The sequence below is a fragment of the Roseburia sp. OM04-10BH genome (genome assembly GCF_003462605.1).
In the GTDB taxonomy this organism is placed as follows: domain Bacteria; phylum Bacillota; class Clostridia; order Lachnospirales; family Lachnospiraceae; genus Roseburia_C; species Roseburia_C amylophila.
Genome location: NZ_QTZI01000002.1, coordinates 257,418 through 277,005, shown reverse-complemented (window position 1 = coordinate 277,005; position 19,588 = coordinate 257,418). Strand labels below are relative to the sequence as shown.

Annotated in this window: 12 protein-coding genes; all 12 read left to right on the top strand. The window is 42.2% G+C overall.

Annotation, left to right across the window (positions count from 1 at the left end):
• Positions 1 to 4: 4 nt before the first annotated feature.
• The 12 genes from DXB43_RS03690 to DXB43_RS03635 all read left to right on the top strand — a co-directional run bounded on the left by DXB43_RS03690 (position 5) and on the right by DXB43_RS03635 (position 19,525).
• The gene (locus DXB43_RS03690; protein WP_117946822.1) at positions 5 to 262 is read left to right on the top strand and encodes a DUF4315 family protein; all 258 of its coding nucleotides are present in this window, start codon (positions 5 to 7) and stop codon (positions 260 to 262) included.
• The gene (locus tag DXB43_RS03685; RefSeq protein WP_117946821.1) at positions 240 to 1,832 is read left to right on the top strand and encodes a CD1107 family mobile element protein; all 1,593 of its coding nucleotides are present in this window, start codon (positions 240 to 242) and stop codon (positions 1,830 to 1,832) included. Before DXB43_RS03690 ends, DXB43_RS03685 begins: the two co-directional genes overlap by 23 nt.
• On the top strand, positions 1,833 to 3,944 hold the full coding sequence (locus tag DXB43_RS03680; RefSeq protein ID WP_117946820.1) for a type IA DNA topoisomerase: 2,112 nt from the start codon (positions 1,833 to 1,835) through the stop codon (positions 3,942 to 3,944).
• 15 nt (positions 3,945 to 3,959) lie between these two features.
• Positions 3,960 to 4,226, top strand: coding sequence for a hypothetical protein (locus DXB43_RS03675; RefSeq protein WP_117946819.1), 267 nt, complete (start codon positions 3,960 to 3,962; stop codon positions 4,224 to 4,226).
• A gap of 13 nt (positions 4,227 to 4,239) precedes the next feature.
• The gene (locus tag DXB43_RS03670; RefSeq protein ID WP_117946818.1) at positions 4,240 to 4,575 is read left to right on the top strand and encodes a helix-turn-helix domain-containing protein; all 336 of its coding nucleotides are present in this window, start codon (positions 4,240 to 4,242) and stop codon (positions 4,573 to 4,575) included.
• Between the two features lie 124 nt (positions 4,576 to 4,699).
• The gene (locus tag DXB43_RS03665) at positions 4,700 to 5,164 is read left to right on the top strand and encodes a hypothetical protein (protein WP_243006634.1); all 465 of its coding nucleotides are present in this window, start codon (positions 4,700 to 4,702) and stop codon (positions 5,162 to 5,164) included.
• A 54-nt stretch (positions 5,165 to 5,218) separates the two neighbouring features.
• Positions 5,219 to 6,559 (top strand): hypothetical protein, encoded by a 1,341-nt coding sequence (locus DXB43_RS03660; protein WP_117946816.1) that lies wholly within the window; start codon positions 5,219 to 5,221, stop codon positions 6,557 to 6,559.
• A gap of 50 nt (positions 6,560 to 6,609) precedes the next feature.
• Positions 6,610 to 7,839 carry a hypothetical protein gene (locus DXB43_RS03655; RefSeq protein ID WP_117946815.1) on the top strand — a complete coding sequence of 410 codons (1,230 nt, stop codon included), beginning with the start codon at positions 6,610 to 6,612 and terminating at the stop codon, positions 7,837 to 7,839.
• A 187-nt stretch (positions 7,840 to 8,026) separates the two neighbouring features.
• A complete protein-coding gene (locus tag DXB43_RS03650; RefSeq protein WP_117946814.1) occupies positions 8,027 to 16,363 on the top strand; it encodes a DEAD/DEAH box helicase family protein in 8,337 nt (2,778 codons plus the stop codon).
• 9 nt (positions 16,364 to 16,372) lie between these two features.
• Positions 16,373 to 17,206, top strand: a complete 834-nt coding sequence (locus DXB43_RS03645; protein ID WP_117946813.1) for a DUF6674 family protein — start codon at positions 16,373 to 16,375, stop codon at positions 17,204 to 17,206.
• A gap of 284 nt (positions 17,207 to 17,490) precedes the next feature.
• Positions 17,491 to 18,201: a LytR/AlgR family response regulator transcription factor gene (locus DXB43_RS03640; protein ID WP_006856822.1), complete on the top strand. Its 711-nt coding sequence runs from the start codon at positions 17,491 to 17,493 to the stop codon at positions 18,199 to 18,201.
• 4 nt (positions 18,202 to 18,205) lie between these two features.
• Entirely contained in the window at positions 18,206 to 19,525 is a 1,320-nt protein-coding gene (locus DXB43_RS03635) for a sensor histidine kinase (RefSeq protein WP_117946812.1), read from the top strand.
• The last annotated feature ends 63 nt before the right edge of the window (positions 19,526 to 19,588 follow it).

Sequence of the window (19,588 nt, the reverse complement as noted above, 5' to 3'; positions counted from 1 at the left end):
TATTATGACAAAAAGCCAGAGAATAGAAAAGGAAATCACAAAGACAAAAGAACAGCTCGCCACCATACAGGCAAAGTTAAAGGACTTGGAAGAAGAAAAACGAATGGCGGAAAGAGCCGAAAAACTGGATATTATCGAAAAGCATAAAATCTCGTCCGAGAAGCTGCAATTACTTATCAAATTCAGCGAGGACGAGATTTTGCAGTTATTAGCACAAAAAGAAAAGGAGAGAACAGGAAATGAAGAAAAAGTTATCAGTTAAGGTGATCATGTCCCTTATCTTATCGGCAGTATTGTTCTGTATGCCGATTGGGGCATTTATGGCAAACAGCGGCAATACCGTATCGGTACAGGCACAGGATACGGATGCAGAGGAAAATGAGAGTGAAACGGAAACACCGTCTACGGGAAATGAGGAAGAAAGCGAAAGTGAACAGGAAAGCTCTACGGTGTCCGGCAATGACATTCCCACACCGGAATGTGCCTGTAAGGAAAAATGCTCACAGTACTCGGTGGATAAGGAATGTGAGGTCTGCAAAGAGGATTACAGTCTTTGTGAGTATGTGAATCCCAACGTGAAAATCACAATCAATACACCGACAGGGTGGCACAATGATACCACAAAGGTACCTGTCTTAGTTGAAGATGTGGCAAAGTCAGGCAACTTTACCGTAAAAAGCGTACAGGCGAAAGTCGCACAGAATGGAAGCTGGACAGACATCACAGAGGATATGTATGTGGAGATTTCGGAAAACTGCACCGTCTATGTGCTTGTGACAGACCAGAAGGGCAATACCTACGAGAAGAACCGTTACATCAAGTGCTTTGATTTTACCAAGCCAACCTTAAATGCGGCGGTTAGCGATGGTCTGTTAAGCGTACAAGCACACGATACGGATTCCGGTATCAAGGCAGTCTATGTGAATGGTTATGAATTTACCGAGCTGACGAATGGCGTTTTGAATATCCGTCTGCAACAGTTTGATGCAGGGTATCAGTATTTTACCATTTCCGCAATGGATAATGCCGGAAATATGTCAGAGGTCTATAAGACAGCCAATCCGTATTACACCGATCCGGAAGCGGAGGACAGTAACGAAAGCAATCCTGCAGAACAGCTCCCGGTCAGTGCAGAAGCAACCAAGCCTTCCTCAGCAACCGGACAGGTAACAGAGCATACGAAAACGGACAGTGAGGGCAATACCACATCGGAAACCAGTCTTGCAGAACAGAAAAAAGCTGCCATGCAGGAAGCAGATGCTTCGGAGCAGGCAGAAAATAATGCAGAACAGTCGGAGAAAGGGAAAGAGTTTTACACCATTCAGACTGCAAGTGATAAGGTGTTTTATCTGATTATCGACAGGGACGGGGATGAGGAAATGGTCTACTTCCTGACAGAGATCAGCGAAAATGATTTATTAAATACAACAACGGAAAACAGCGAAACGCTTCCGAAAAATTCCGCTGCACTGGAGTCTGCAATTCCGGTAAGTGACGGCGCACTGCCGAACAACAACACAGAAACGGATACTGAGGGAACAGAAGAATTGCCGGAGGATGGCGAGGAAAGTATGGAAGAAGGCACAGAGGAGCCGGAAGAAGAACAGCCCGCACAGACCGATAATCCGATGGGAACCTATATTGTACTTGGCATCATTGCAGTTATTGGCATCGGCGCAGGCTACTATTTCAAGGTGGTAAAGAAAAAGAAAGAGCAGTTTATTGATGAAGATGATGAGGAGGACGAGGAAGAAGAAGTCTTGGAAGATGAGGACGAAACCGAGGACACAGAGGACGATTTTTTTGAGAAAGACGATGAGGAGGACGAATAAATGCAGTTAGTAATCGCAGAAAAGCCGAGTGTGGCGAAAAGCATAGCAGATGTATTGGGAGCCTTAGACAGACAGGACGGATATTTTGAGGGCGGCGGCTATCTTGTAAGCTGGTGCGTGGGACATTTAATAGAGCTTGCAGAACCGGAAAGCTATGGAGATCAGTGGAAGAAATGGACTTTTGAGAGCCTTCCCGTTAATCCGGAACATTGGCAGTATGAGATTAAGGAGGATACCAAAGAGCAGTATGATGTGCTTTATGGTCTTTTGCATGACAGCAGAGTGGATGAGGTAGTGTGTGCCACCGATGCCGGACGGGAAGGAGAGCTTATCTTCCGTCTGGTGTATGAACAGGCGGGATGCAGCAAACCGATGAAACGCTTATGGATTTCTTCCATGGAGGAGAGTGCCATAAGAGAAGGATTTGAGAATTTAAAGCCGGGAAGTGACTACGAGCATTTATACCATTCTGCACTTTGCAGACAGGAAGCGGACTGGCTTGTGGGTATCAACGGTACAAGGCTTTTTACCGTTTTATATGGCGGCAAGGTGTTAAAGGTGGGCAGAGTACAGACACCTACCCTTGCAATGCTTGTGGAACGTGAGAGCAAGATTATGAATTTCAAGAAAGAGCAGTATTTCATGGCTCACATCCTCTGCGGCGGCGTGGATGCAGCAACAGAGAGGATTGACAGTAAAACAGAAGCGGAACAGATTGCAGGAGCTTGTCGGAATGGACAGGCTCTTGTTACGTCTGTGGTAAAGGAAGAAAAGACGGTGGCATCACCGAAGCTCTATGACCTTACCACGCTCCAGAGGGATGCAAACCGTTTATTCGGGTTTACTGCAAAACAGACCTTAGAGTACACCCAGAGCCTTTATGAAAAAAAGCTGTGTACCTATCCGAGAACGGACAGCCAGTATCTGTCTGACGATATGGAGCAGACTGCCGGAAACGTAATCAAAGCGATTTTCAGTTCCATTCTGTTTGAGGAAAATATGATGTTTAATCCGGATATTAAGCGTGTGTTAAACAGCAAAAAGGTTACAGACCACCATGCGATTATTCCTACAATGGAGATTGCCAAAGCTGACCTTGCAGCACTGCCGGAAACGGAGCGAAAGATTTTATCCCTTGTGGCCAACAGACTGCTGTGTGCTACGGGGGAGAAACATCTTTATGAAACGGTTAAAGCAGAGCTTACCTGTGGTGGTTACACCTTTGCCACTTCCGGCAAGTCGGTCTTAAAAAACGGGTGGAAAGATTTTGAAGATACCTTTAAACGTTCCTTTAAGACCATGGAAGATAAGGAGCAGGAGGATAAGAAACTGCCGGAGCTTTCAAAGGGGCAGACCTTTAACGGGGTACAGACGAAGATTAGCGAACATTACACCACACCGCCGAAGCACTTTACGGAAGATTCCCTTTTGTCCGCAATGGAGCGAGCCGGAAGTGAGGACATGGGAGATGATGTAGAGCGCAAAGGACTTGGCACACCTGCCACCAGAGCAGACATTATCGAGAAGTTAGTCAAGGACGGTTTTGTGAAGCGTGAGAAAAAGCAGATGATCCCCACAGAGAACGGAATAAAGCTGATTACGGTGCTTCCCGATGTGGTGAAGTCCCCGAAACTTACCGCTGACTGGGAAAATGCCCTTACCCTTGTTGCAAAGGGAGAGATGGAGCGTGAGGACTTTATGGCAGATATTGAAACAATGGTATCTGACTTAATCCACACCTACCACGAAGTCAGTGACGAGCAGAAAAAAATGTTCGCACAGGAGCAGAAGGTGCTTGGTAAATGCTCAAACTGCGGCGGAGAGGTGGTAAAGGGAAAATACGGAGCTTTCTGTAAGAATAAGTGTGGCATGAATGTAAGCCGGATCATGGGTGTTGCCCTGTCAGATGAACAGGTGGAAAGCCTGCTTACCGGGAAAAAGACGCTGTTAAAGGGGCTTACAAGCAAGGCGGGCAAGAAATACGATGCCTATATCATTCCGAGCGGTACGGAAGAATACCACTACACAAAGGACGGAGAAGAAAAGTCCGGAGTGCAGTTTAAGTTTGTCATGGAGTTTCCCAATAAGAAATTTACAGGAAAGAAAAAATAAAAGGAGGACGTAACAATGGGAGCAGAAGAAACAAAGAAAGTACAGGACAATGAGAGCAAGGCGGACAAGTTTGTCCGTCTTGGGGAGTATCGTGTGAACAAAGTCATTGATGCAATCGGTAGGCTTGAGAACCTTTCCAACCGCACCAATTATGAGTACACACAGGAGCAGGTGGAAGCCATGTTCTCCATTATGGAAAAAAGGCTTTTGGAAGTCAAAGGCAAATTTGCCCCGAAAAAGGAAAAAGAAGATACATTTTCATTTGGAAGAAAAGCAGAGTAGGGAGGAAAGGGATATGTTTACAACAGGAGACAAATTATTAAATGTGATGAAAGAGGAAGAAATCGGGATTGCGGAGCTTTCCAGAATTTCCGGTGTGCCGGAGAGAACAATCCTTGACATTATGGCAGGAGTTAAGGAGCCTGAACTTGGTGTTATGTGCAAGATTGCAGACGGACTTGGTATCTGTGTGCATGAGCTTCGTGCAGATGAGGAGCGTTATGCGGTATCTGTTCCGAAGGATACCCTTGCCAAGCTGATCGTTGTCAGCGAGATTAACAACGTGGAGTTGGAGGAACTGATACATACCATTCTAGAGAAAGGTATTGAGGAGCAGGGATTCTATGAATAAATAGTGTTTTGCACATTAGCAGGCAGTAGGATAGAGAGTGTCTTGCTGCTTGCTAATAGTAGAAAAGTAACAAAAAATATAGTATAATTTCAACAGAAATTTGTAATGTCAGAGGTGAATGATTGTGATAAATAGAACACTAAATGAAGATGAAATATACAATATTACGGAAGCCTTTCGCATGGCAATACTTGATGCCAAATATGATAGAAGATTTCAATATAGAGATAGGATGAGCAATTTTCCGGGAGGTTGCTGTGATGATGCAAGTGACCTTTTAGCATATTATCTACTTGAAAAATACAATATTCACATGGAACAAGGAAATGGAGTTTATCGTGATGATAACCCTGAACATACTACAAACCACGCATGGCTAATTGTGAATGGAGAAAGTTATATTGATATTACAGCAACTCAGTTCATGTTTTGTGGAGCATTTAAAAAGGATATATATGTAGGAAAAAGCTTTTATTTTTATGAAGAGTTAGAGGATGTAAAGATTTATAGAAATTGCGATATTACACGGGATAAACGTTTATGGAAAGATTATCAAATTATTATGGAGTATTTGCCGGATGATTTGTAACAATTTAGGTTTGATATTTCGTTTTGAATAATTCACGGATTGGAGTTGAATGATATGAGCAAAAAGAAGGATGGACTTATCGAAATCCTTGCAGACTATTTTTGGTCTTATAAAAGTTATGAATTAGATGGAGTTTTAAAAGGATATGGCATATCTCCAGATGAAACACTTAACCCGAATAGCAGTAAAAAAGTGTATGCTTGGTCTGGACTTGTAAAAATGACAGAAGAAGAGATAGTAGAATTATCGAAACGAATTGCGAGAGATGCAGAGAGTATTTCTTTTAATAAGCAGATGGAAGAATATTTTGGTGACAGTATATTTGAATTTACCTATATTACTAGAAGAAAATTAGCAGAATATTTCGATACGTGTCCGAATTTTGAGGGCAAGATGAAATTAGATGAATTATTACAGGGTATCTGGGATATGAATGAACCTTGTACAAGGGATGAGGATTTATTTATATTCGATAGAATGACTCTTGGAGAATACATCATTAAGCATGTGGTAATAAATGATGATATGTCATATAAAGATATGTTGCTTGATATTTTGCAAATAAAATACATTAGCGACAACTCGATAATCAAATTCCTTGAAAAAATGGTTAATCCAGAAGTTAGGACAGGTGAGGAACAAACTCAATATGTAAAGGGAATTAATGAAATTATTGGCGCAGATGGCTTTGAGTTGGTTGTATCGGGAAAAATATCAAATGAATTGATTTATAAAATATATAAGCGACAAGCAGCAAAAAGCAATATGAAAAATCTTATTTTTGCTCCGTTGGGTAAAAAGCCAGATATAGTTATTGATGATGCCATTGCTAATGATATAAAAATTGTAGGAGATACAGACAATTGTCTGTTGTATGATTTTGAGCCTAATGCAGATGGATTATTATGGAACACACTTGTAAAATGGTGGGGTTCTGCACATGCAAGCGAAAATATTCAGAAAGATTTATTTAAGCGTTTACTTAATTCTTTAGATTCGCAACCGGAAAAAGATTTTTTTACTCAATATTATACAATATATCAAAATGCGAACGAGTACCCGGCACTAATTCCACAAGTATATTTACACTATGATCCTCATGCAAGGACTTGGAGAGGAAGTAATGTAGTATATACACATCAACGCATGGATTTCTTAATGCTTTTACCCAATGGTATAAGGGTGGTTATTGAAATTGATGGTAAACAACATTATTCAGAGGGAGATATTTCTTCTCCAAAGCTATATGCTGAAATGATGGTTGACACGAGAAAATTACAATTAAAAGGGTATGAAGTATATAGATTTGGCGGCTATGAGTTTATGGACAGTCAGCAAATGAAACAAACGGTTCGTGATTTTTTTGAGATGTTATTTAAAAAGTATTCTATATAGAAATACGGAGAAAGAGGTAGAAAAATATACATTCGAGGAGTGATGAACAAATGGGAAATTATTATGATAAAAAAAGTACTGGTGGAAGAACAACCTCAAAGATAGAAAATCAAGATTCAGTAGCAGCTATTTATGCGCTTGAACAATTACATTCTACAGATATTTTTGGTTTTGGTACAAAGATTGTGGATTTTTGTATAAAGTGCGAAGGTGAAGAAGATATAGAGATTTTCAATAAGGAAAAGCATATTTTTATTCAGCTAAAAAGTTCTGTTATAGGGAAAAGCGATTTTGTAGATATTTTAGAACATTATCTAACACTGAATAGTGATAACACTAGTACAGAGAATTTTTTTGTGCTAACTTCTTTTGTTCCTATACGAATAAACGAAAAGAATTTTAAAGAATATTTGGACGATTATGTGAAAGTTTTAGTAAATCCATACGAAACAGACGAGAAAAAAAATCAAGTTAAGGATGCTCTTATTTCGAATTTTGCTTTGTCAAAGTATGCAGATATTATTGATAAGGTTAGGGTAGAAGTAAGACCATTATTCAAGGATAGCAAAGATACAAAGGCAATATTCGGAAGGTATCTTAGGCTAAACTACATATTCAAAGACCCAGGAGACATAATTGTTGATAATTTGTATACCAACTTAACCAATAAGTTTGCTGAATTAAGAAGAAAAAGAGGCGCTATTACAAGAGCGGAATTGGAAGAGGTTGTAAATAGTGCAATAAGTAAAGGAAGTATTTTTTCTGGATTATCTTTATCCGTTGGTTATTCTAAAATAGAAAATGGTTATGTAGAAAATGAACAGAAAGTCAAAAAAAGAGATTTGATAATGGCAGGATTTAAAAAAGCCAAAAAAGATATAATGCGAGGATGGAGGAAAGCATATAGAAAGGAATTGATAATTAGTTGCATATTTAGTGCTAAAAGATGTCCTCAATGTGGACATCCAATGATGGCTAATATGATGGGGATATTTGGAATTGCATGTCCTGATTGTGGCTTTAATCCGTATGTGACAATGTTTATATTTTGTGAGTGCGGGGCGTATGAGGTTGTCAAAGCTCAGCCAGAATTAGAGGATGATAAGCAAATCCAATATTTAAAAGAATTCTTTGATGGTAGAGAAAGTGATGTGTGCAAAGTATGTGGGAAAAAATTGATTGATGAATATGTGGAAAATCGTATCTTTTATGCACCAATCCCATATCCGTATGAGGAAATAGATAATATAGATGAGATATACAAAAATAGTATATATTAATTACTGATTTATTGGCATAGAGGCACTTAGGAGAAAATCTTAGGTGCTATTTTTTATAAAAATGGTGATATTGGAAAGGAGTAGACAAAAATTGAATAGAGTTTACCGTCACTGGTGGCAATGGCTCATGAATGACCCATAGCCACCTTTTTTGTTGCAGAAAATCAAATAAGAATGGAGGTTTACCATGAGAAAATATAAATTGATTTCCGCACTGGCAGAGGAAACAGCAAAAGAAGTCGTGCGGAATGAAGAAAACTGGAGGAGATACCTAAATACTGCTTCCGGACTGTATAAATATTCGTTCAAGGAACAGCTTTTAATCTATGCTCAAAGACCGGATGCAACCGCCTGTGCTTCCATAGAGATATGGAATGAAAAGATGCACTGCTGGGTAAACAAAGGTGCAAAGGGCATTGCGCTGATTGATGAGGATAGTTTTTCCGGTTTGAAATATGTCTTTGATATTTCAGATGTGCATAAGGCAAGAAGAATCGGACAATTCCCTAACCTCTGGGAAATGCGTGAGGAACACATGGAATCGGTGATTTCCCGTTTGGAAAAGATTTATGGGGACACCGACAGGGAAGCCGGGTTTGTGGGACGTATCCGGGAGATTGTCGGACGGATTGCAGAGGACTGTTATAAAGAGCTTGCTTCGGATATGGAATACTTAAAGGAAGGGAGCTTTTTAGAGGAACTGGACGAGCTGAACGTGGAAGTAAGGATACGGGAAACCCTTGCCGACAGCCTTGCCTATACCGTTTTAAAGCGGTGTGGCATGGAGGAGGGTGAGCTTGCCGAGGAAATAAACTTCCCTTATATCCATGAGTTTAACACAGTGGAAACGCTGTCACAGCTTGGCAGTAACGTGTCCGATTTATCAAAGCCTATCCTGATGGAGATAGGCAAAGCAATCGGGGTGTATGAGAAGGAGAAAGCAGAGAACCGCACAGCGGAAAATTCTGTTCAAAAAGGACTTGCAAACACCTCAGAAACACGCTACAATGCTTTAAAGCGTGAAAGCAAAAATCAAGACGGAGAATCTATCACACAGACCGGAGAAGCCGGGGAAAGGAGCAAATATGATGAATCTGACATACGAGAAGAACGGGGATTATCAGATACCGATGGTAGTAATGGACGAACAGCCGAAGGAGGTACTGACAAAGTACGGACTGATGAGGAAGAAGTTCTTACAGGAGCACAAGAACGGAGTATATACGGGACTTCTTCTGAGTGGGAAGCTGAAGGAACACCTGTTGATGATACAGGAGCAGGCAGAGGAGAGAATGGAGCTTCTGACCGGACAGATGAAGGAGAGAGAGGGGATAACGGAGCAGATGAAAGCAGAAAATCAGATGCTCTGGGTAGCGAAGATGAACAGCATCGTACACTCAGCAGAGGAGATCGTGATGACGGAACTGATCTACAGTTAAATATCGAACAGCCGGAGGGAACCTATCAACAGTTAAGCCTGTTTCCGAGCTTTGAGGAACAGGTCGGCACAATCGCAGCAGCGGAAGCAAGTATTCAATATACCATGCCCGCTGCTTTTTCTTTGCCACAGGAGCAGATCGACAGTATCTTGCGCAGTGGCGGCGGTAGGGATAACAGTAGAAAGCGTATCTATGCCAAGTACCAACAGGGGAAGACATCGGAAGAAATGGCAGAATTTTTAAAGAACGAGTATAAGACTACCGGAAAAGGTTTTGAGTTTGACGGAAATCCCGTGTCCTTATGGTTTGATGAAATGGGTATGCGTATCGGTTACGGTACATCGGCAAAGGAAAATACGATTGCTGTCATGAGCTGGCAGGAAGCAGAGAGCCATATCCGGGCTATGGTGGAGAATGGAACTTATATGAGCACCAACGAAGTATTCCTTGTGGATGCGGTGGAGCGTGAGCGTGTTGCAACGGATATCAACAATTTCTTCCGTGACGGTATATCGGAAATGCCGGAGAGTCTGGAGCTGAAATTTTCTAACTACCCGGCAAGCATGGAAAGGTTATGCGAGCTTTTATCCACAACTGAGGGCAGAGAGCTGATTAAGGATGAGCTTGAAAAGGCAAAGGCACAGCTTGACAGCGGAGAAAAGCAGATTAAATGGCGGTATGTGAAAAGACCGGATTATTTATTAGAACAGCTTGCGGATTTAGGTGTGGAAAAGAAAGAATTCCCGGCAACTGATACGGTGGAAGTAAGGAATGAGGACTTCATCACACAGGACGAGATTGATTACAGGCTGACAGGAGGAAGCGGCTTTGAACATGGAAAATTCCGTATCTATGAGTATTTCATTGAAGGGCATGACAAGAAAGACAACATTGCTTTTATGAAAAATGAATATGGTACGGGCGGCAGCTCCCACGCACTTCCGGGAAGTGACAGAGCGCATGAGGATCACGATGCCAAAGGTATCCGTCTGGAGAAAGGTAACTATGGCAGTCCTTACGCAAAGGTGCTTTTAAACTGGAATGTTGTCGAGAAACGTATCCGGGAGCTTGTGCAGGCAGATAAATACCTTTCGCCGGAGGGAAAGGAAGCCTATGCACAGTACAAACAGGAACAGGCAGAGGAAGCCATGCAAAAAGAACAGGAGAAGTTAGAGCATGGTGTAACCAATCAGGAATTAGATAGAGAAACAGGAACTGTTGCTGAAGGAGAACCAACAGCACCGGAAACCGGGAAAGCAGACATAGATCAGTTAAATGAAAGGCTGTCTGAAATGTCGGCTGTGGTTAAAATCTGCGGAGCATTAGACCGGAAAGATGTGGTTGGATGGAACGAGGAAACACAGGCAGTCACGATTGCTGACGATGAGCGCACTTTAAAAGGAAAAGAGGTCTATGATTTCCTTTTTGCAGAAGCGGCAGATTATGTAATGATGCAGACAATCAGCGGCGAAACAGAAAAAGCTCTGGAGATGGACGGACTGTTAAAGGATGCCGGACAGTATGCGTCACGTTATGAGGGCGAGCCTTCCATAGAGCAGAAAGAAGAACCGCCTTTGACTGCGGATGATGTTCAAAACATTGTATTGATAGACCGGGAATATATCAGAGGTACACGAACAACAGTCTATGATTTTGAGTGTGATATTCGTGGGGAACATGATAAGCTGCAATATACGCTTGAGTACCATGATGACGGAGAAGGCTTTACCATTCATACGGAGAAGGATGATATTTGGGAACGTATGCCGGAGCCTGAACTAGCACGATTGGAGGGCATTCTTGGCAGGGAAGCATTATATTTTAAGTACCATGATAAAATAGCCGGGGCAAAGAGCCTTGAGGACATGGAGGAGATTCGCTTCAGCATTATGGAAGAAGAATCTCCTTATTTTTCTGTTGTTTCCCAAAGAGTATGGGGTGAATATGAACAGAAAAATGAAGAATTGTCTAATCCAATGCAAGAAAGTGAAGTGCTTGCCGAACCGGAGCCGCAGAATGAAGCAGAAGCGCCAAAGGAACAGCCACCGATTGACAAATCGGGTGCAGTCAACTTCCACATTGCTCCGGAAACAGAGGAAAGTGCCGGAAAAGGCTTTGCGGCAAAGGAAAAATTCCGTCAGAATGTGGAAGCAATCAGAACGCTTGAAAAGATTGAGGGCGAAAACCGTATTGCCACGCCGGAAGAACAGGAGATTTTAGCAAAATATGTGGGCTGGGGTGGTCTTGCCGATGCCTTTGATGAAACCAAAGCGAACTGGGCAAGTGAATATCAGGAATTAAAGAGCCTGTTGTCAGCCGAGGAATACGACTCTGCAAGGGAAAGTACCTTAAATGCCCACTATACAAGCTCTGTGATCATCAAGGCTATTTATGATGCGATGGAAAGAATGGGCTTTTCAAAAGGCAACATTTTGGAGCCGGCAATGGGTATCGGAAACTTTTTCGGTATGCTGCCGGAGAATATGCAGGAGAGCCGGCTTTATGGTGTGGAGTTTGATGGAATTACCGGAAGAATTGCAAGGCAGCTATACCCGAATGCCGATGTGAAGATCACAGGCTTTGAAAAGACGGACTATCCAAATGATTTCTTTGATGTGGCAATTGGGAACGTGCCATTTGGTCAGTACAAGGTGGCAGACAGAGCCTACGATAAGCATAACTTCCTCATACATGATTACTTTTTCGCCAAAGCTTTAGATAAGGTCAGACCGGGCGGCGTGGTGGCATTTGTCACCTCAAAGGGAACAATGGATAAGAAAAGCCCGGAAGTCAGAAAGTACCTTGCGCAGAGAGCGGAGCTTCTTGGAGCAATCAGGCTTCCCAACACAGCCTTTAAGGAAAATGCGGGGACGGAGGTCACTTCAGACATTCTTTTCTTAAAGAAACGTGACAGGGTAATCGACACCCTGCCGGATTGGGTGCATCTTTGTGAAAATGAAGAAGGCATAGCCATGAACCAGTATTTTGCAGACCACCCGGAGATGATCATGGGAAAAATGGAAATGGTCAGCGGGCAGTTTGGCATGGAAGCCACCTGTACACCGGATACAGCCATTCCTCTATCCAAGCAGCTTGAAAAGGCTATATCCAATATCGAGGGCAGAATTGACGAGGTAGAGTTTGATGAACTTGACGATGAGCTGACAAGAGAAGCCATTCCCGCCGATCCGAGCGTGAAGAATTACAGTTACACGATCGTGGACGAGAGGGTGTATTACCGGGAAAATTCTATTATGAAGCCTGTGGATGTATCAGAAACGATGGAGCAGCGCATGAAAGGCATGGTGCAGATTCGTGACTGTACACAGGAGCTGATTGACTATCAGTTGAATGAATATCCGGAAGATATGATTAAGAGCAAGCAGGCAGAGCTTAATGAGCTGTATGATGCGTTTTCCAAGAAATACGGTCTGATCAATTCACAGACCAATAAGAGAGCGTTTAATCAGGACTCAAGTTATTGTCTGCTTTGTTCATTGGAGAAATTAGACGATGAGGGCAACTTCAAAGGCAAGGCGGATATGTTTTCCAAGCGAACCATTAAAAAGGCAGAGGTTGTCACAAGCGTGGATACCGCAAGTGAAGCACTGGCGGTGTCATTAGGGGAAAGGGCAAGGGTAGACCTAGCCTATATGTCGGAGCTTACGGGAAAAAGCGAGGAAGATGTGGCAAAGGAACTTGCCGGAATCATTTTCCAGAATCCGGTCACAGAAAAGTGGGAAACCGCAGACGAGTATTTAAGCGGCAATGTCAGGGAGAAGCTGGCAACCGCAAGGATTTTTGCAGAGAACCGTCCGGAGTTTGCAATCAATGTCACAGCCCTTGCGGGTGTACAGCCAAAGGAGCTTGATGCAAGCGAGATTGAGGTGCGTATCGGTGCCACATGGATTGAGCCTAAGTACATCGAGGATTTCATGCGGGAAACCTTTGAAACACCGGATTACCTCTTTGACCGCAACCTTGTCGGGGTGCAGTATTCCGATGTGACAGGACAGTGGAACGTAAAGGGCAAAAATGCGGATCGTGGCAATTCACTTGTCAACATGACATACGGAACGAGCCGGGCAAATGCCTACCGTATTCTGGAGGATTCCTTAAACCTTCGTGATACTCGTATTTTTGATACGATTGAGGAAGATGGAAAAGAAAAGAGAGTTCTTAACAAAAAGGAAACCACACTTGCCAGTCAGAAACAGGAAGCTATCAGGGAAGCCTTTAGGGACTGGGTATTTCGTGATCCGGAGCGCAGACAGACTTTGTGTGCCAAGTACAACGAGCTTTTCAATTCCACCAGACCGAGAGAGTATGACGGTTCCCACCTAAAGTTTCCGGGCATGACACCGGACATTACATTAAGACCGCATCAGCTTAATGCGGTGGCACATCAGCTTTACGGCGATAATACCCTGCTTGCCCATTGCGTGGGTGCAGGTAAGACCTTTGAAATGATTGCTGCAGCAATGGAGAGCAAGCGGTTAGGGCTTTGCCAAAAGAGCTTATTTGTCGTACCGAACCATTTAACAGAGCAGTGGGCGAGTGATTTCCTGCGCCTGTATCCGGGTGCAAATATACTGGCTGCCACAAAGAAAGATTTTGAGCCTGCCAACCGTAAGAAATTCTGTTCCCGTATTGCAACCGGGGATTATGATGCGGTCATTATCGGGCATACGCAGTTTGAAAAGATACCGCTTTCAACGGAAAGACAGGCTGCCATGATTGAGCGGCAGATAACGGAAATAGAAATGGCAATCGAAGCAGTCAAGGCGGAAAAGGGAGAGCGTTACACCATTAAGCAGATGGAAAAGACGAAAAAATCATTAAATGCAAGACTGAGCCGATTGAACGATACTTCCCGTAAGGACAACGTAGTAACCTTTGAACAGCTTGGCGTTGACAGGCTGTTTGTAGATGAGAGCCACAATTATAAGAACCTTTTCTTATACACCAAGATGCGGAACGTGACGGGCATTGCACAGACAGAAGCACAGAAGTCCTCGGATATGTTTGTAAAGTGTCAGTACATGGACGAGCTGACAGGCGGCAAGGGCATTACCTTTGCCACAGGTACGCCGATTTCCAACAGTATGACGGAGCTTTATACGAATATGCGCTATCTACAATACAATACGCTCCAGAAACTTGGTCTTGGCAATTTCGACAGTTGGGCGGCTACTTTCGGAGAAACGCAGACCGCCATAGAGCTTGCACCGGAGGGAACCGGATACCGGGCAAAGACAAGGTTTGCCAAGTTCTTCAATCTGCCGGAGTTAATTTCACTTTTCAAGGAAAGTGCGGATATTCAGACACCGGATATGTTAAAGCTGCCTATACCGGAAGCAGAGTACGAAAATGTGGTGTTGAAACCGAGCGAATACCAGAAAGAAATGGTACAGTCCCTTGCGGATCGTGCGGAGGCTGTTCGTGATAGGAAGGTAGAGCCACACGTTGACAATATGCTCAAAATCACCAATGACGGTAGAAAACTTGCATTAGACCAGCGTTTGATCAACGATATGCTTCCCGATGAGGATAATTCCAAAGCCACGACCTGTGTGGACAAGGCATGTGAGATATGGGAAGAAACAAAGGAACAGAAGTCGGCACAGCTTATCTTCTGTGACTTATCGACACCGAAAGGAGATGGTACATTCAATGTTTATGAGGATATTCGCAGTAAGCTAATAGAGAAGGGTGTCCCACCGGAAGAAATCGCATTTATACATGATGCCAATACAGAAACAAGGAAAGCGGAGCTGTTTGCAAAGGTAAGAAGCGGACAGGTTCGTTTTTTGTTGGGTTCTACTGCCAAAATGGGAGCCGGAACCAACGTACAGGACAGATTGATTGCATTACACCATTTGGATGTGCCCTGGCGTCCGTCTGACATTGAACAGCAGGAAGGTCGTATTTTACGACAGGGCAATATGAATGATAAGGTCAAGATTTTCCGGTATGTGACGGAAGGCACCTTCGACAGTTATTCATGGCAGCTCGTTGAGAACAAGCAGAAGTTTATCGGGCAGATCATGACGAGCAAGTCCCCGGTACGTTCCTGTGAGGACATTGACGAAGCGGCGCTCTCTTATGCAGAGGTCAAAGCACTTGCAACCGGAAACCCGTATATTAAGGAGAAGATGGATTTGGATATACAGGTGTCAAAACTGAAGCTCTTAAAGGCGAATCACACAAGCCAGCGTTATCGTCTGGAGGACAATATCGCAAAGCATTACCCGATGCAGATCACAGCCTTAAAAGAAAGGCTTGAGGGATACCGGACGGACATTCAGACCTATACAGCGCATAAGCCTGTGGATAAGGACGTTTTTTCCATGAAGATAGGAAACCATACCTATACGGACAAAAAGGAAGCGGGTGCGGCGTTGATTGATATGTGCCGGAGTGCAAAACAGCCAAACATGGCAGTAACAATCGGGGAATATCAGGGCTTTAAGATGAGCGTGTCCTTTGACTCGTTCTTCTCCAAGTTTACGGTCAGCTTAAAAGGAAGTCTGAGCCATGAGGTGGAAATCGGAGCCGATCCGCTTGGAAATCTGCAAAGACTATCCAATGCGTTAGAGGGAATGACCGGGAAAATGGCAGATGTGGAGCAGAAGCTTTCCAACGTGGAACATCAGCTTGAAACCGCAAAGGTGGAGGTCACGAAACCTTTTGCACAGGAGCAGGAACTGGCGGAGAAGCTAGAGCGACTTGCAGAGTTAAATGCGCTTCTTAATATGGACGAAAAGGGCGATAATGCGTTGGATATGGGAGATGATGAGCCGGAGGACGAAAACGGAGAGCAGAGCGCACAGGCACAGGAGGGCGAGCCGGACAGGGCAGAAGATATACAGGCGGTGGCTGATGAACCGTTAAAGCCTGTTGCAAGTTTTCTGATGTCGGAGCGTATCGCAGAGCATGACAAGGAACGGATGTTAGCAGACGGTTCCAGAGGGCGGGTATCCGTCAAGGAGAAACTTGCCGAGATGAAGCAGAAAATTTCCGATCAGAAGATGCCGGAGAAACCGGAGACTGTAAAGAGCAAAGGAAAAGAAGAAAGTTTATAGGAGGGTGCTATGGAAGCAAACGAACCAAAGAAAGGACAGAACACAGAGGAAATGGACGTTATGAAGCAGTTCATGGAGCTTTTGGGACAGCAGGGCATGAAAGAGCAGTCACAGGACTTTATGGAGGTCTTGCAGTATATCGCCGGGATGCAGTTACAGCTTTCCGCTATGGTGGACGAACTGCAAGGAGTACGGAAGCAGCTTGAAAGGATGCAGGAGAGCCAGCCGAAAGCAGCGGAAAGTCAGCTTTTGGATAAGGTGTCATACCTTCAGGAGAAGGTAAGCAGTCTTGCAGAACGCTTATCGGAATTGAAAGACCATTTGATTGACACCGCAGCACAGGCAGTAACCGCCTTTAAGGAAAAGGGAAGGGAGGAAATGAACAGGGTTCTTCAGAAAGGAATTTCCGGTGTGCAGTCGGTGCTTTCCGGATGCCGGGAGAAGATGGTTGATGTGCTTACCAGTTATGAAAAGACCGCCAACCAGATAGACAGTATCGGGGACGAGTTCAAGCAGATAGGGAACAGCGTAGCCAACGTGGGAAGGCTCTTAACCGGAAAAGGTACAAAGGAAGTGTCGGACGAAAAAGAGGGCGTTGCCCTTACAAGGGTACTGAATATGCCTGTAAAGAAGCATATCTCAGCCTTAAAGAAACAGGTGGAGCGGATTGACGGTGCAGTAGCGAAGCTGGATAAGATCTGTGCCGGACTGGATACCGGAAAGGATAAGGAAAAAAGCAGGGTGTCCGTCAAGGAAAAGCTGTCACAGATGAAAGTGAAATCGGAACAGCAGAAGAAAGAACCGGAAAAATCAAAGACCAAGAGTCAGGAAGCAAGTTTATAAAGGTTTATGGAAAGAGCAGGTAGCAATCTATCTGCTTTTTCCTGTTATGTGGTTATCGTAAGCAGAGAAGATTAAGTGACGAGCAGAGGAAACAGGCAAGGTTGCGATGGAGAAAATCAATTCAGACGAAAACAATAGGCAAATTTAAAGTTGATAAGAATTCACCGATATATTTATTAGACTATTCAGCATTACACATCATTACAGTTACATTTCAAAGCATTATAATTGTTTCACTTGAGGATAGATGCTAAAATAAATTTTTTAAGGAAAGAGGTGGTCGTGTGATTAACATAGCAATTTGTGATGATGAAAAATACATATTAGATAAAATCAAAAAGCTGGTATTTGATTTTTTTCATAGAAAAAACGTAGAAATAACTGTTTCACAATTCGGGAGTGGTGAGGAATTACTGAGACACAACAAAAATATAGATATTCTGTTCTTAGATATTCAAATGGATGGAATAGATGGGATGGAAACTGCAAGGAAGATGCGTAGTCAAAATTATAAAGGATACCTAATTTTTATAACAGTTCTAAAGGAAATGGTGTTTCAATCCTTTGAAGTCCAGGCATATGATTATCTGGTAAAACCGATTGAAGAAGAATGCTTTGAAAAAACGATGGAGAGATTATTTTCTGCTATGCAAAATGCAAAAGACGCAAGTTTGCTTGTCCAAAAGGGATACGAGAGTAATATTATTGCCTTTGATGACATTGTTTTTTGTGAAATTATAGACAGAAAAATATATCTGCATCTAAAAACGGAGGAAGTTATTGATTACTATGACAGAATTGAAAATCTTGAAACAAAACTAGATGGGAGATTTTTTAAATGCCATAGAAGTTATTTAATTAATTTGAGCCATCTGAAAAGTTATAAAAATGGGATGGCGTATATGATAAATGACAAACAGATACCTGTATCACGCTTACGGAGCAAGGAATTTTCAAGTGTTGTTTTGAAATATATGAAGGAACGGAGAGTGTGAAAGAATGGATGGATTAGATATTTTCAATGTATATATTATGGGAAGCATTGAAATGTTGACGGTTTTTCATTTCTTTACCAGATTTCTTAAGAAAAAGGTAAAGTTTATTTATTATATATTGTTTGCCTTTCTTGGAATGACGATTATGATGTTTTTTCCAACCGGCAGTATTATGGAATTATTGGTATATGTTCTGCTGGTGATGGCAGGAGGATTTTTTATATGTAGAACATACAATATATTTGTCGGGTTATATGCAGTTGTAATGATTGAAATAATGCACTTATGCTATGGAGTTTTTAATTCGATTTCGTGTATTTTATCTCCCTTGTTTTTTCAGGAAAATCCTAAAGCGGTTAGCGTTTTATTTATGGTAATGAGCAGTATTTTAGCTCTTGTTACATCTGTTTTGTGTTATCAGGTCATAAATAAAAATTTTTCATATGATGAAAACGTTGGGGCAAAATATGTTCTTCTGATTTTAATACCGACTTTAGTGATTTTTTTGGTAAGTGAATATATTAGTTCAAATATTTATGGACATACGATTACGATACAAGCAGATGGGAGTTTACCTAGCATAAGTCCGTTTCCATTACTGTTTATACAGATATTGGGGATAGCCAGTCTGTTTTGCATCATGTTTGCGTATAAAAAATTAGTGGATAGTTTTAAATTGAGCAGAGAGCTATCTTTATTAGAACTGGAAAAACATTCTTTAAATCAGTATGTGGAAGAAGCAAAAGTACGTTATGAGAAAACAAAAGCATTTCGACATGATGTGAAAAATCATATATCTATTGTCAAAGAATTGGTACAGAATGGCGATATAGATACAGCATTGCAGTATATGAGTGATATGGAAAATTTAACAGCAGATATGTCATTTCCGGTAAGTACAAATAACCCTGTACTTGATATTTTAATTGGAAATAAGTTAGGGATAGCTAAGAGCAATCAGATAGAAGTACAATGTTCATTTATTTCTCCATATCCATGTGGAATTGCTGATATTGACTTTTGTATTATTTTTTCTAATGCATTAGATAACGCTATCTCAGCTTGTAACCGAGTGCCCCATGATAATCAGAAATATATTCACATAACAGGAAAAGTGCAAGGTGATTTTCTTTTAATTGAAATAATTAATAGCCATAGTGGGAGAGGGAGCATTCGCAGTGGGACAGGACTTGCTAACATAAAAGCAGTTGCAGAAAAATATCATGGAGCAATGGAAGTAAGAATAGATGGAGATATATTTGTTTTAAGTGTTCTTTTAATCATTCCGCAACAATCAGAAAGCATTTCACAACAAATCTGTTAAAAACAGATATATGAATGACGAATAAGAGATTGTAAAAACATTATAGTGTATTAAAGAAAAGGA

Coding starts and splice junctions, on each gene's coding strand:
- DXB43_RS03670 (WP_117946818.1), top strand. CDS start 4,240: ATGTTTACAACAGGAGACAAATTATTAAATGTGATGAAAGAGGAAGAA.
- DXB43_RS03650 (WP_117946814.1), top strand. CDS start 8,027: ATGAGAAAATATAAATTGATTTCCGCACTGGCAGAGGAAACAGCAAAA.
- DXB43_RS03685 (WP_117946821.1), top strand. CDS start 240: ATGAAGAAAAAGTTATCAGTTAAGGTGATCATGTCCCTTATCTTATCG.
- DXB43_RS03675 (WP_117946819.1), top strand. CDS start 3,960: ATGGGAGCAGAAGAAACAAAGAAAGTACAGGACAATGAGAGCAAGGCG.
- DXB43_RS03690 (WP_117946822.1), top strand. CDS start 5: ATGACAAAAAGCCAGAGAATAGAAAAGGAAATCACAAAGACAAAAGAA.
- DXB43_RS03655 (WP_117946815.1), top strand. CDS start 6,610: ATGGGAAATTATTATGATAAAAAAAGTACTGGTGGAAGAACAACCTCA.
- DXB43_RS03635 (WP_117946812.1), top strand. CDS start 18,206: ATGGATGGATTAGATATTTTCAATGTATATATTATGGGAAGCATTGAA.
- DXB43_RS03645 (WP_117946813.1), top strand. CDS start 16,373: ATGGAAGCAAACGAACCAAAGAAAGGACAGAACACAGAGGAAATGGAC.
- DXB43_RS03660 (WP_117946816.1), top strand. CDS start 5,219: ATGAGCAAAAAGAAGGATGGACTTATCGAAATCCTTGCAGACTATTTT.
- DXB43_RS03680 (WP_117946820.1), top strand. CDS start 1,833: ATGCAGTTAGTAATCGCAGAAAAGCCGAGTGTGGCGAAAAGCATAGCA.